This window comes from Herbaspirillum sp. BH-1, assembly GCF_002870055.1.
GTDB classification, from domain to species: domain Bacteria; phylum Pseudomonadota; class Gammaproteobacteria; order Burkholderiales; family Burkholderiaceae_D; genus Herbaspirillum; species Herbaspirillum frisingense.
Map to the genome: position 1 here is coordinate 50,771 of NZ_PKOI01000018.1, position 11,787 is coordinate 62,557.

Consider the following 11,787-nt stretch of genomic DNA (forward strand, 5'->3'; position numbering starts at 1 on the left):
CAATGGAACTGAAGCTCCTGAATGACCAAGGTCAAGCTGCTTCGAACGTCGCCGCACCGGATACCATTTTCGGTCGTGACTACAACGAAGCCCTGATCCACCAGGTCGTGGTTGCCTACCAAGCTAACGCTCGTAGCGGCAATCGCAAGCAAAAGGATCGTGAAGAAGTCAGCCACACCACCAAGAAGCCTTGGCGTCAAAAGGGTACTGGCCGTGCACGTGCCGGTATGTCCTCGTCGCCTCTGTGGCGCGGTGGTGGTCGTATCTTCCCGAACTCGCCTGACGAAAACTTCACCCACAAGGTCAACAAGAAGATGTATCGCGCAGGTGTCTGCTCGATCCTGTCCCAGTTGGCACGTGAAGGCCGCCTGTCGGTCGTGGAAGAATTCGCCGTCGAAGCCCCGAAGACCAAGCTGCTGGCCCAAAAGCTGAAGGGCATGGGCATGGAATCGGTGCTGGTTATTACCGACAGCCTGGACGAAAAGCTGCTGCTGGCCTCGCGCAATCTGCCGGGCGTGCTGGTGGTCGAGCCGCGTCAAGCTGATCCCGTGTCGCTGGTGTACTTCAAGAATGTCTTGATCACCAAGCCGGCTCTGGCAAAGATTGAGGAGTTGCTGGCATGAACGCAATCGTGAAACATAGCGAAGAGCGCCTGATGAAGGTGCTGCTGGCACCGGTGATCTCCGAAAAGGCAACTTTCGTCGCCGAGAAGAACGAGCAAGTCGTCTTCCTGGTCGCCAAGGATGCTACCAAGCTGGAAGTCAAGGCCGCCGTCGAACTGCTGTTCAAGGTGGAAGTGGATTCGGTGCAAGTCGCCAACCGTCAGGGCAAGCAGAAGCGCTCGAAGAACGGTATGGGTCGTCGCAACCACACCCGCCGTGCTTTCGTCAGCCTGAAGCCGGGTCAAGAAATCAACTTCACCGAGGAGGCTAAATAATGGCACTCGTAAAAGTGAAGCCGACCTCGCCCGGTCGGCGCGGCATGGTCAAGGTCGTCAATCCCGACCTGTACAAGGGCCGTCCGCTGGCATCGCTGGTCGAAAAGAAGTCCAAGACCGCCGGCCGTAACAACAACGGCCACATCACCACCCGCCACATCGGCGGTGGTCACAAGCAGCACTACCGTGTTGTCGACTTCCGTCGCAACAAGGATGGCATTCCGGCCAAGGTCGAGCGTATCGAATACGACCCGAACCGTACCGCGCACATCGCACTGCTGTGCTACGCGGACGGCGAGCGCAAGTACATCATCGCTCCCAAGGGCGTGTCGGTTGGCGATCAGCTGATCAGCGGTTCTGAAGCTCCGATCAAGTCGGGCAACACCCTGCCGATCCGCAACATCCCAGTCGGTACCACCATCCACTGCGTGGAAATGCTGCCGGGCAAGGGTGCTCAAATCGCCCGTACCGCCGGTGCCGCTGTCGTGCTGATGGCACGCGAAGGTACCTACGCTCAGGTTCGCCTGCGCTCCGGTGAAGTGCGTCGCGTTCACATCGAATGCCGCGCCACCATCGGTGAAGTCGGTAACGGCGAGCACAACCTGCGCAAGATCGGTAAGGCCGGTGCAACCCGTTGGCGCGGTGTGCGTCCGACCGTTCGTGGCGTTGTCATGAACCCGGTGGATCACCCGCACGGTGGTGGTGAAGGCAAGACCGCCGCTGGCCGTCACCCGGTTTCGCCGTGGGGCCAGCAGACCAAGGGCAAGAAGACTCGTAGCAACAAGCGTACGACTTCGATGATTGTCTCGCGTCGCGGCAAGAAATAAAGGATAAAACATGACACGTTCATTGAAAAAAGGTCCTTTCTGCGACGCCCACCTGGTGAAAAAGGTTGAGGCTGCCCAGGCTACCAAGGACAAGAAGCCGATCAAGACCTGGTCGCGTCGTTCGACCATCATGCCCGACTTCATCGGTCTGACCATCGCCGTGCACAACGGCAAGGCACACGTGCCTGTCTATGTGTCGGAAAACATGGTTGGTCACAAGCTCGGCGAATTCGCGCTGACCCGTACTTTCAAGGGTCACGCTGCCGATAAGAAGGCTAAGAAATAAGGTCCTATGATGGAAACTAAAGCTACTCTGCGCGGTGTGCACCTGTCGGCCCAGAAAGGCCGCCTGGTTGCAGACCTGATCCGCGGTAAAAAAGTTGATCAGGCACTGAATATCTTGGCCTTCAGCCCCAAGAAGGGCGCGGTCATCATCAAGAAGGTTCTGGAGTCCGCAATCGCGAACGCCGAACACAACGATGGTGCCGACATTGACGAGCTGAAAGTCAAGACCATTTATGTGGAAAAGGGTGCGGTCCTGAAGCGCTTCACAGCGCGTGCAAAGGGCCGTGGTGATCGTATTTCCAAGCAGTCGTGTCACATCTACGTGACCGTCGGAAACTAAGGAGTCACGATGGGACAGAAGATTCATCCAACCGGTTTCCGTCTGGCGGTTACACGTAACTGGGGCTCGCGTTGGTATGCAGGCAACAACAACTTTGCCGACATGCTCAACGAGGACCTGAAGGTCCGTGCTTACCTGAAGAAGAAGCTGAAGAACGCCTCGGTCGGCCGTGTGGTCATCGAGCGTCCGGCCAAGAATGCCCGCATCACCATTTACAGCTCCCGTCCGGGCGTTGTGATTGGCAAGAAGGGTGAAGACATCGAAGTGCTGAAGTCGGCACTGGCCAAGCTGATGGGCGTGCCCGTGCACGTCAACATCGAAGAAATCCGCAAGCCGGAAGCCGATGCTCAGCTGATCGCTGACTCGATCTGCCAGCAGCTGGAAAAGCGCATCATGTTCCGTCGCGCCATGAAGCGTGCGATGCAGAACGCCATGCGTCTGGGCGCCCAAGGCATCAAGATCATGTCGTCGGGTCGTCTGAACGGCATCGAAATCGCACGTACCGAATGGTACCGTGAAGGCCGTGTGCCCCTGCACACCCTGCGCGCCGATATCGACTATGGCTTCGGCGAAGCTGAAACCACCTACGGCATCATCGGTGTGAAGGTGTGGGTCTACAAGGGCGATCGCCTGGCAAACGGCGAAGCGCCGGTGCTGGTCGGTGAACCGGAAGACGACAAGAAGCGTCGTGGTCCCCGTCGTGACGACGGCAAGCCGGGTGCACGTCCCCGCTCCAAGACTGGTGCTCCTGGCGCCGGTGCAAAGCGTGGCGGTGGTCGTCCTCAAGCTGCCGATGCCGGTGTGTCGGCTGAGAAAGCAGGAGAATAATCATGCTGCAACCAGCACGTAGAAAATATCGTAAAGAACAAAAAGGTCGTAACACCGGCATTTCGCACACCCGCGGAACCGCCGTCTCGTTCGGCGATTTTGGTCTGAAGGCAGTCGGCCGCGGCCGTATCACTGCTCGTCAGATCGAAGCTGCTCGTCGCGCGATGACCCGTCACATCAAGCGCGGTGGTCGTATCTGGATCCGCGTTTTCCCGGACAAGCCAATCTCCCAGAAGCCTGCTGAAGTGCGTATGGGTAACGGTAAGGGCAATCCGGAGTACTACGTGGCTGAAATCCAGCCGGGTAAGGTACTGTACGAGATGGACGGTGTGGACGAAACCCTGGCTCGCGAGGCGTTCCGTTTGGCTGCTGCCAAATTGCCGCTTGCGACGACTTTCGTTGTTCGCCAAGTCGGTCAATAATTAGGAGCGGAACATGAAAGCATCGGAACTCCGCGGTAAGGACAAGGCAGGGCTGGAAAAGGAACTGGGCGAGCTGTTGAAGGCCCAGTTCAGCCTGCGCATGCAAATTGCGACCCAGCAACTGAACAATACCGCACAGCTGAAGAAGGTACGTCGCGACATCGCACGTGTGAAAACTGTGATCAACTCGAAGGATGGCCAACAATGAACGATCAAGTGAAACAAGCGCTCAAGCGCACGCTGATTGGCAAAGTTGTGTCGGACAAGATGGACAAGACCGTCACTGTCGAAATCGAGCGTCAAATGAAGCACCCGCTGTACGGCAAGATCATCAAGCGCACCAAGAAGTACCATGCGCATGATGAGCAAAACTCGGCGAAGGCCGGCGATGTGGTGGAAATCACCGAAAGCCGTCCGATCTCCAAGACGAAGTCGTGGACTGTGACCCGTGTGGTGCAGGAAGCACAAATCGTCTAAGTAGTAAATGTAGTACTTGCGTGCTCGATATTATGCTGCCATAATATCGAGCTCTTTCTTTGTAAGCATAAGCCTGCAAAGAAAGGCTCAAGAGTAGCTCTATTCGTCCCCTAACTAGCGAGTTCGCTTGCTAACAGGACCAAGACTGACCGCCAGCGCATCGTGCGAAGCGGATTAAGTTGGGAAAGAAAATATCATGATTCAAACTGAAAGCCGGCTCGAAGTGGCCGACAACACTGGTGCGCGCGAAGTTCTGTGCATCAAGGTCTTGGGTGGTTCCAAGCGCCGCTATGCGGGCATTGGCGATGTGATCAAGGTTACTGTCAAGAGCGCAGCACCGCGTGGTCGCGTCAAGAAGGGTGAAATTTATAACGCTGTCGTCGTTCGCACCGCCAAGGGCGTGCGTCGTCAGGATGGTTCGCTGGTCAAGTTCGATGGTAATGCTGCCGTCCTGCTGAACGCCAAGCTGGAGCCCATCGGCACCCGTATCTTTGGGCCGGTGACTCGTGAGCTGCGTACAGAGCGCTTCATGAAGATCGTCTCCCTGGCACCTGAAGTTCTGTAAGGAGTGGTCATGGCAAAGATTCGTAAAAACGATGAAGTCATCGTGTTGACCGGCAAAGACAAGGGCAAGCGCGGTGTCGTGACTGCTCGCGTCAGCGCCGATTATGTCGTCGTGGAAGGCGTGAATGTCGCAAAGAAGGCGACCCGTCCCAATCCGATGACTGGTGCAACTGGCGGCATCGTCGATAAGCTGATGCCAATTCATGTGTCGAACGTCGCGTTGTTCAACGCTGCGACCGGCAAGGCAGATCGTGTGGCTTACAAGGAAGTGGACGGCAAGAAGGTCCGCGCTTACAAGTCCAACGGCGAAGTCGTTAAGGTTTAAACATCATGGCACGTCTTCAACAGTTTTATAAAGATAAGGTCGTCGCCGATCTGACTACGAAGTATTCGTACAAGTCGGTGATGGAAGTTCCGCGCATCCTGAAGATCACCCTGAACATGGGTCTGTCGGAAGCAGTTGCGGACAAGAAGATCATCGAGCACGCCGTTGGCGATCTGACCAAGATCGCTGGCCAGAAGCCGGTGGTGACCAAGGCTCGCAAGGCTATCGCAGGTTTCAAGATCCGCGAAGGCTATCCGATCGGTTGCATGGTGACCCTGCGTGGCGCCCGCATGTACGAATTCCTGGATCGTCTGATCACCGTGGCCCTGCCGCGCGTGCGTGACTTCCGTGGTGTGTCGGGTCGTGCGTTCGACGGTCGTGGCAACTACAACATCGGTGTGAAAGAGCAGATCATCTTCCCCGAAATCGAGTACGACAAGATCGATGCACTGCGTGGCATGAACATCAGCATCACCACGACTGCAAAGACCGACGACGAAGCGAAGGCGCTTCTCGCCGCATTTAAATTCCCGTTCAGAAACTGAGGATGCCATGGCAAAACTGGCACTGATTAACCGTGAACAGAAGCGCGCAGAAATGGTGAAGAAGTATGCTGCCAAGCGCGCCGAGTTGAAGGCTATTATCGACGACCAATCGAAGTCGGATGAAGAGCGTTACGAAGCACGTCTGAAGCTGCAGGCGCTGCCCCGTAACTCGGCTCCGACCCGCCAACGTAACCGTTGCGCGCTGACTGGCCGTCCCCGTGGTACTTTCCGCAAGTTCGGATTGGGCCGTATCAAGGTCCGTGAAATCGCCATGCGCGGCGAAATCCCGGGTTTGACCAAAGCTAGCTGGTAATAGGAGAAGAAGCAATGAGTATGAGCGATCCTATCGCCGATATGCTGACCCGTATCCGCAATGCACAAGGCGTGAACAAGACCACCGTCGTCATGCCGTCTTCCAAGGTGAAGGTTGCCATTGCCAACGTCCTCAAGGACGAGGGTTATATCGAAGATTTCGCCGTGGTTGCCGCAGATGGCAAGGCTGAATTGAAAATCGGTTTGAAGTATTACGCTGGCCGTCCGGTCATCGAGCGCCTGGAGCGCGTGTCCCGTCCGGGTCTGCGCATCTACAAGGGCAAGGATGATATTCCGAACGTCATGAATGGCCTGGGTGTGGCGATTGTGTCCACCCCGCGCGGCGTGATGACTGACCGCAAAGCACGCGCAACCGGTGTCGGTGGCGAAGTGATTTGCTACGTGGCCTAAGGAGTGCAAGATGTCTCGTGTAGGTAAAATGCCTGTTGCACTGCCGAGTGGCGCGGAAGCGACCATCACTGCAGAGCAAATCACCGTCAAGGGCCCGCTGGGCTCCTTGACCCAACCGCTGACCAAGAAGGTCAAGGTGGTCAACAACAATGGCTCGCTGAGCTTCGAAGTGGCTGACGACAGCCGCGAAGCCAACGCGATGTCGGGCACCCTGCGTGCTCTGGTCAACAACATGGTCAACGGCGTCACCAAGGGCTTCGAAAAGAAGCTGAACCTGGTCGGCGTGGGTTTCCGTGCACAAGCACAAGGCGACAAGCTGAACCTGTCGCTGGGCTTCTCGCACCCCATCGTTCACCAGATGCCTGCCGGCATCAAGGTTGAGACCCCGACCCAGACCGAAATCCTGATCAAGGGTATCGATCGCCAGGTGGTTGGCCAGGTCGCCGCTGAAATTCGCGCGTACCGCGAACCCGAACCCTATAAGGGCAAGGGTGTGCGCTACGCTGACGAAGTGGTGACGCTCAAAGAAACCAAGAAGAAGTAATAGGGGTTGACGATGGACAAGAAACAATCTCGCCTGCGCCGTGCGACTCAGACTCGCGCCAAGATCGCAGAACTGAAGGTGAATCGTCTGGCTGTGCACCGTACCAATACGCACATCTACGCCAGCGTCATCGGCCCCGACGCCAACGTGCTGGCCTCCGCTTCCACCCTGGAAGCAGAAGTCCGCGCCGAGCTGGCTGGTCAATCCGGCAAGGGTGGCAATGCCGCCGCTGCCGCCCTGATCGGCAAGCGCGTTGCAGAGAAGGCTCTGAAGGCCGGTGTGACTGAAGTCGCATTCGACCGCTCCGGTTTCCGTTATCACGGTCGCGTCAAGGCGCTGGCTGAGGCTGCGCGTGAAGCCGGCCTGAAGTTCTAAGGATTATCGATCATGGCAAAAATGCAATCGAAAACGCAAAGCGACAAGCCTGATGACGGCATGCGCGAAAAGATGATCGCAGTCAACCGCGTCACCAAGGTGGTGAAGGGTGGCCGCATCATGGGTTTCGCAGCGCTGGCAGTGGTTGGTGACGGCGATGGCCGCATCGGCATGGGCAAGGGCAAGTCCAAGGAAGTGCCCGTCGCCGTGCAGAAGGCAATGGAAGAAGCACGTCGCAAGCTGATCAAGGTCACCCTGAAGAACGGTACCGTGCAGCACACCGTCATCGGCAAGCACGGCGCTTCGTCGGTGATGATCTCGCCGGCCAAGGACGGTACTGGCGTCATCGCCGGTGGTCCGATGCGCGCGATCTTCGAGGTGATGGGCGTGACCAACGTGGTGGCCAAGTCGACCGGTTCGACCAACCCCTACAACATGGTCCGTGCCACCCTGGACGGTCTGTCGAAGATGAACACTCCGGCTGAAATTGCTGCCAAGCGCGGCAAGTCGGTCGAAGAAATCCTGGGCTAAGGTGATCGAGATGGCTAACACAATCAAAGTCAAGCTGGTCAAGGGTCTGATCGGTACTCGTCAGGACCACCGCGCAACCGTGCGCGGTCTGGGTCTGCGTCGCGTCAACTCGGTGTCCGAACTGGAAGACACCCCGTCGGTGCGTGGCATGATCAACAAAGTGTCCTATCTTGTGAAAGTGGTGTCGTAAGCGTCAGCTTGCGAACGGAGCGAATCATGCAATTAAACACTATCCAACCCGCAGAAGGCGCGAAGCACGCTAAGCGTCGCGTCGGTCGTGGTATCGGCTCTGGCCTGGGCAAGACCGCAGGTCGCGGTCACAAGGGTCAGAAGTCGCGTTCGGGCGGTTTCCACAAGGTCGGCTTCGAAGGCGGCCAGATGCCCCTGCAACGTCGTCTGCCCAAGCGCGGTTTCAAGTCGCTGGCTACGCCTTACAAGGCTGAAGTGCGCCTGTCCGACCTGGAAAAGCTGCCCGTCGCCGAGATCGACGTGCTGGCACTGAAGCAAGCCGGCCTGGTGTCGGAACTGGCTCGTGTCGTGCGTATCATCAAGGCTGGCGAACTGACCAAGAAGGTAACCGTCAAGGGTCTGATCGCAACTGCTGGTGCCAAGGCCGCTATCGAAGCAGCCGGTGGTTCCATCGCTGAGTGATCCGGTCCCGGAGCATTAATTGGCAACTACTCCTCAATTAGCGAAAGGTGCCGCAAAAGGCTTCCCTTGGGGGCGTTTGTGGTTCCTGCTGGGAGCGTTGATCGTTTATCGCATCGGTGCACATATCCCGGTTCCGGGTATTGATCCGACGCAGTTGGCGCAGCTGTTCAAGCAGAATCAGGGCGGCATTCTGGGCATGTTCAACATGTTCTCCGGTGGTGCCCTGTCGCGCTTTACGATCTTCGCACTGGGGATCATGCCGTATATCTCGGCATCGATCATCATGCAGCTGCTGTCGGTGGTTTCGCCGCAGCTGGAAGCATTGAAGAAAGAGGGTGAAGCCGGTCGTCGCAAGATCACGCAGTACACCCGTTACGGCACCCTGGTGCTGGCGACCTTCCAGGCGCTGGGCATTGCGGTGGCGCTGGAATCGCAAGCTGGCCTGGTGCTGGATCCGGGTCTGGCCTTCCGTATGACCACGGTGGTGACACTCATCACCGGCACGATGTTCCTGATGTGGCTGGGCGAACAGATCACCGAACGGGGTCTGGGCAATGGCATCTCGATCATCATCTTCGCGGGTATTGCAGCAGGCCTGCCGAATGCTCTGGGTGGCTTGTTCGAGCTGGTTCGTACCGGTTCGATGAATGCCCTGTCGGCGATCCTGATCTGCGTGATCGTGGCTCTGGTGACGTTCCTGGTGGTCTTCATCGAACGTGGCCAGCGCAAGATCCTGGTGAACTATGCGAAGCGTCAGGTCGGCAACAAGATCTACGGTGGTCAAAGCAGCCACCTGCCGCTGAAGCTGAACATGGCTGGCGTGATCCCGCCGATCTTTGCATCGTCGATCATCCTGTTCCCGGCCACGATCACCAGCTGGTTCACATCGGGTGATTCGTCAAATCCCTTCATTCGTTTCCTGAAGGATCTGGCGGCATCGATGGCACCAGGCGAACCGATCCATGCCTTGCTGTATGCGGTGGCTATCGTCTTCTTCTGCTTCTTCTACACCGCACTGGTGTTCAACAGCAAGGAAACGGCAGACAACCTGAAGAAGAGTGGTGCGTTTGTTCCGGGTATCCGTCCGGGTGATCAGACGGCGCGTTATATCGACAAGATCCTGATGCGCCTGACCCTGGCCGGCGCCGTGTACATCACTCTGGTGTGCCTGTTGCCAGAGTTCCTGATCGCACGCTGGAAGGTACCGTTCTATTTCGGTGGCACATCGCTGCTGATCATTGTGGTCGTGACGATGGATTTCATGGCCCAAGTGCAGAACTATGTGATGTCTCAGCAGTATGAATCGTTGCTCCGCAAAGCTAATTTCAAGGGTGGCATGACACCGCGATAAGCGGCCTCATGCCCCAGAGGAAGAAGACACGGAATGGCAAAAGACGACGTTATTCAGATGCAGGGCGAGATTCTTGAAAATCTGCCCAACGCGACATTCAGGGTTAAGTTGGAAAACGGTCACGTTGTACTCGGCCATATTTCCGGCAAGATGCGCATGAATTACATCCGTATCCTGCCTGGCGATAAGGTAACGGTGGAACTGACGCCTTACGATTTGAGCCGGGCACGTATCGTGTTCCGAACCAAGTAACAGTGAAACATTGAAAGAAAGAGGGCCACAATGAAAGTGCTCGCATCAGTCAAGCGGATCTGCCGCAACTGCAAAATCATCAAGCGCAATGGCGTCGTTCGTGTGATCTGCACCGAACCCCGTCACAAGCAGCGCCAGGGTTAACTTAACGTTATTGATCGAGGAATAACGAATGGCACGTATTGCAGGGGTCAACATCCCCAACCATCAGCACACCGTAATCGGCCTGACCGCCATCTATGGTATTGGCCGTCCGCGCGCACAAGACATTTGCGCTGCTACCGGCGTTCCGACCAACAAGAAGGTCAAGGACCTGGACGATAACGAGCTGGAAAAGCTGCGTGACGAAATCGCCAAGTTCGTCGTGGAAGGCGATCTGCGCCGTGAGTTGTCCATGAACATCAAGCGTTTGATGGACCTGGGTTGCTACCGCGGTCTGCGTCACCGTCGTGGCCTGCCGGTTCGTGGTCAACGCACCCGCACCAACGCCCGTACTCGCAAGGGTCCGCGCAAGGCCGCTCAATCGCTGAAGAAATAATCCCGGCAGGCGCAAGCACTGGTCGGATTCAAGGAAGAAATTATGGCAAAGTCCCCCAACAACGCAGCAGCATCGCGTGTTCGTAAGAAAGTTAAGAAGAACGTTGCTGAAGGCATCGCGCACGTTCACGCTTCGTTCAACAACACCATCATCACGATCACCGACCGTCAGGGCAATGCCCTGTCGTGGGCGACCTCGGGTGGTGCTGGCTTCAAGGGTTCGCGCAAGTCGACTCCGTTCGCCGCCCAGGTCGCCGCTGAAAGCGCCGGCAAGGTCGCGATCGAATGCGGCATCAAGAACCTGGAAGTGCGTATCAAGGGCCCTGGCCCGGGCCGTGAATCCGCAGTGCGCGCTCTGAACAACCTGGGCATCAAGATCACCCAGATCCAGGACGTGACCCCGGTCCCGCACAACGGTTGCCGTCCGCCGAAGCGCCGTCGCATCTAAGTTGTAGTATAATCTTGCGCTTTCGCCTGGCTTCAGGTGAAAGCGCTGGAAATCACCCGCCAATCACCTTGGCGGGTTTTGTTCTTAAGACCACTGTCTGACCGCATGCAGGTCAGACTAGCGTCCGGCAGTCTGGGACGTCATTGATAAAGGAAATACCGTGGCACGTTATATCGGACCCAAAGCAAAACTCTCCCGCCGCGAAGGCACCGACCTGTTCCTGAAGAGCGCACGCCGCTCGCTGGATTCCAAGTGCAAGCTGGATTCCAAGCCAGGTCAACACGGCCGTACCTCCGGCGCCCGCACTTCCGACTACGGCAACCAGCTGCGTGAAAAGCAGAAGGTCAAGCGCATGTACGGCGTCCTCGAGCGTCAGTTCCGCCGCTACTTCGCCGAAGCCGACCGCCGCAAGGGCAACACCGGCGAAACCCTGCTGAAGCTGCTGGAATCGCGTCTGGACAACGTCGTCTACCGCATGGGCTTCGGCTCGACCCGCGCTGAAGCGCGTCAGCTGGTGTCCCACAAGGCCCTGACCGTGAACGGTCAAGTCGTGAACATCGCTTCCTACTCGGTCAAGGCTGGTGACGTCGTCGCCATCCGCGAAAAGGCCAAGAAGCAAGTGCGTATCGCCGAAGCCCTGTCGCTGGCCGAATCGAACGGTTTCCCGCAGTGGGTTTCCGTGGATTCGAAGAAGCTGGAAGGTACCTTCAAGTCCGCTCCGGACCGTAGCGAAATCGCTGCCGACGTCAACGAATCGCTGATCGTCGAACTGTACTCGCGTTAATCCGCCGTACCGCTGTACCTCTGTGCCCACCTCATGGTGGG

General features: G+C 57.3%; 25 protein-coding genes. All 25 read left to right on the top strand.

The genetic code is table 11. From position 1 onward, the window contains the following. Window positions 1-2 precede the first annotated feature (2 nt). The gene (rplD, locus tag HBH1_RS19960) at window positions 3-623 is read left to right on the top strand and encodes a 50S ribosomal protein L4 (RefSeq protein ID WP_006464933.1); all 621 of its coding nucleotides are present in this window, start codon (window positions 3-5) and stop codon (window positions 621-623) included. Beyond that, the gene (gene rplW / locus HBH1_RS19965) at window positions 620-937 is read left to right on the top strand and encodes a 50S ribosomal protein L23 (RefSeq protein WP_102664103.1); all 318 of its coding nucleotides are present in this window, start codon (window positions 620-622) and stop codon (window positions 935-937) included. Before rplD ends, rplW begins: the two co-directional genes overlap by 4 nt. Then, on the top strand, window positions 937-1,764 hold the full coding sequence (gene rplB / locus HBH1_RS19970) for a 50S ribosomal protein L2 (RefSeq protein ID WP_006464931.1): 828 nt from the start codon (window positions 937-939) through the stop codon (window positions 1,762-1,764). Before rplW ends, rplB begins: the two co-directional genes overlap by 1 nt. Before the next feature lie 10 nt (window positions 1,765-1,774). Beyond that, a complete protein-coding gene (gene rpsS / locus HBH1_RS19975; protein ID WP_006464930.1) occupies window positions 1,775-2,050 on the top strand; it encodes a 30S ribosomal protein S19 in 276 nt (91 codons plus the stop codon). Window positions 2,051-2,056: 6 nt separating this feature from the next. Further along, complete coding sequence (rplV, locus tag HBH1_RS19980) at window positions 2,057-2,389, top strand: 50S ribosomal protein L22 (protein ID WP_008334132.1); 333 nt, start codon at window positions 2,057-2,059, stop codon at window positions 2,387-2,389. Window positions 2,390-2,398: 9 nt separating this feature from the next. Next, on the top strand, window positions 2,399-3,217 hold the full coding sequence (gene rpsC, locus HBH1_RS19985) for a 30S ribosomal protein S3 (protein ID WP_006464928.1): 819 nt from the start codon (window positions 2,399-2,401) through the stop codon (window positions 3,215-3,217). Between the two features lie 2 nt (window positions 3,218-3,219). Next, window positions 3,220-3,639 (top strand): 50S ribosomal protein L16, encoded by a 420-nt coding sequence (rplP, locus tag HBH1_RS19990; protein WP_006464927.1) that lies wholly within the window; start codon window positions 3,220-3,222, stop codon window positions 3,637-3,639. A gap of 13 nt (window positions 3,640-3,652) precedes the next feature. Next, window positions 3,653-3,847: a 50S ribosomal protein L29 gene (rpmC, locus tag HBH1_RS19995; protein ID WP_006464926.1), complete on the top strand. Its 195-nt coding sequence runs from the start codon at window positions 3,653-3,655 to the stop codon at window positions 3,845-3,847. Then, window positions 3,844-4,116 carry a 30S ribosomal protein S17 gene (gene rpsQ, locus HBH1_RS20000; protein ID WP_006464925.1) on the top strand — a complete coding sequence of 91 codons (273 nt, stop codon included), beginning with the start codon at window positions 3,844-3,846 and terminating at the stop codon, window positions 4,114-4,116. The genes rpmC and rpsQ overlap by 4 nt, the downstream gene beginning before the upstream one ends. 196 nt (window positions 4,117-4,312) lie before the next feature. Beyond that, window positions 4,313-4,681: a 50S ribosomal protein L14 gene (rplN, locus tag HBH1_RS20005; protein ID WP_006464924.1), complete on the top strand. Its 369-nt coding sequence runs from the start codon at window positions 4,313-4,315 to the stop codon at window positions 4,679-4,681. A 9-nt stretch (window positions 4,682-4,690) separates the two neighbouring features. Then, the gene (rplX, locus tag HBH1_RS20010) at window positions 4,691-5,005 is read left to right on the top strand and encodes a 50S ribosomal protein L24 (RefSeq protein WP_006464923.1); all 315 of its coding nucleotides are present in this window, start codon (window positions 4,691-4,693) and stop codon (window positions 5,003-5,005) included. A gap of 5 nt (window positions 5,006-5,010) precedes the next feature. After that, the gene (gene rplE, locus HBH1_RS20015) at window positions 5,011-5,550 is read left to right on the top strand and encodes a 50S ribosomal protein L5 (RefSeq protein WP_006464922.1); all 540 of its coding nucleotides are present in this window, start codon (window positions 5,011-5,013) and stop codon (window positions 5,548-5,550) included. 7 nt (window positions 5,551-5,557) lie between these two features. Beyond that, window positions 5,558-5,863, top strand: coding sequence for a 30S ribosomal protein S14 (rpsN, locus tag HBH1_RS20020; RefSeq protein ID WP_006464921.1), 306 nt, complete (start codon window positions 5,558-5,560; stop codon window positions 5,861-5,863). Window positions 5,864-5,877: 14 nt separating this feature from the next. Then, on the top strand, window positions 5,878-6,273 hold the full coding sequence (gene rpsH, locus HBH1_RS20025; RefSeq protein ID WP_006464920.1) for a 30S ribosomal protein S8: 396 nt from the start codon (window positions 5,878-5,880) through the stop codon (window positions 6,271-6,273). Between the two features lie 10 nt (window positions 6,274-6,283). Next, complete coding sequence (gene rplF, locus HBH1_RS20030; RefSeq protein ID WP_006464919.1) at window positions 6,284-6,817, top strand: 50S ribosomal protein L6; 534 nt, start codon at window positions 6,284-6,286, stop codon at window positions 6,815-6,817. Window positions 6,818-6,829: 12 nt separating this feature from the next. Further along, on the top strand, window positions 6,830-7,192 hold the full coding sequence (gene rplR / locus HBH1_RS20035; protein ID WP_006464918.1) for a 50S ribosomal protein L18: 363 nt from the start codon (window positions 6,830-6,832) through the stop codon (window positions 7,190-7,192). A gap of 12 nt (window positions 7,193-7,204) precedes the next feature. Beyond that, window positions 7,205-7,723, top strand: coding sequence for a 30S ribosomal protein S5 (gene rpsE / locus HBH1_RS20040; RefSeq protein ID WP_006464917.1), 519 nt, complete (start codon window positions 7,205-7,207; stop codon window positions 7,721-7,723). 10 nt (window positions 7,724-7,733) lie between these two features. Further along, window positions 7,734-7,913 (top strand): 50S ribosomal protein L30, encoded by a 180-nt coding sequence (rpmD, locus tag HBH1_RS20045; protein ID WP_006464916.1) that lies wholly within the window; start codon window positions 7,734-7,736, stop codon window positions 7,911-7,913. Between the two features lie 26 nt (window positions 7,914-7,939). After that, window positions 7,940-8,374: a 50S ribosomal protein L15 gene (gene rplO, locus HBH1_RS20050; RefSeq protein ID WP_006464915.1), complete on the top strand. Its 435-nt coding sequence runs from the start codon at window positions 7,940-7,942 to the stop codon at window positions 8,372-8,374. 19 nt (window positions 8,375-8,393) lie between these two features. Continuing rightward, window positions 8,394-9,725, top strand: coding sequence for a preprotein translocase subunit SecY (gene secY / locus HBH1_RS20055; protein WP_006464914.1), 1,332 nt, complete (start codon window positions 8,394-8,396; stop codon window positions 9,723-9,725). 33 nt (window positions 9,726-9,758) lie between these two features. Further along, window positions 9,759-9,977, top strand: a complete 219-nt coding sequence (gene infA, locus HBH1_RS20060; RefSeq protein WP_005663428.1) for a translation initiation factor IF-1 — start codon at window positions 9,759-9,761, stop codon at window positions 9,975-9,977. A gap of 30 nt (window positions 9,978-10,007) precedes the next feature. Then, complete coding sequence (gene rpmJ, locus HBH1_RS20065; RefSeq protein ID WP_006464913.1) at window positions 10,008-10,121, top strand: 50S ribosomal protein L36; 114 nt, start codon at window positions 10,008-10,010, stop codon at window positions 10,119-10,121. 28 nt (window positions 10,122-10,149) lie between these two features. Beyond that, window positions 10,150-10,515, top strand: coding sequence for a 30S ribosomal protein S13 (rpsM, locus tag HBH1_RS20070; RefSeq protein WP_006464912.1), 366 nt, complete (start codon window positions 10,150-10,152; stop codon window positions 10,513-10,515). A gap of 42 nt (window positions 10,516-10,557) precedes the next feature. Beyond that, window positions 10,558-10,962, top strand: coding sequence for a 30S ribosomal protein S11 (gene rpsK, locus HBH1_RS20075; RefSeq protein ID WP_006464911.1), 405 nt, complete (start codon window positions 10,558-10,560; stop codon window positions 10,960-10,962). A gap of 160 nt (window positions 10,963-11,122) precedes the next feature. Beyond that, a complete protein-coding gene (gene rpsD, locus HBH1_RS20080) occupies window positions 11,123-11,746 on the top strand; it encodes a 30S ribosomal protein S4 (RefSeq protein ID WP_006464910.1) in 624 nt (207 codons plus the stop codon). Window positions 11,747-11,787: the final 41 nt, after the last annotated feature.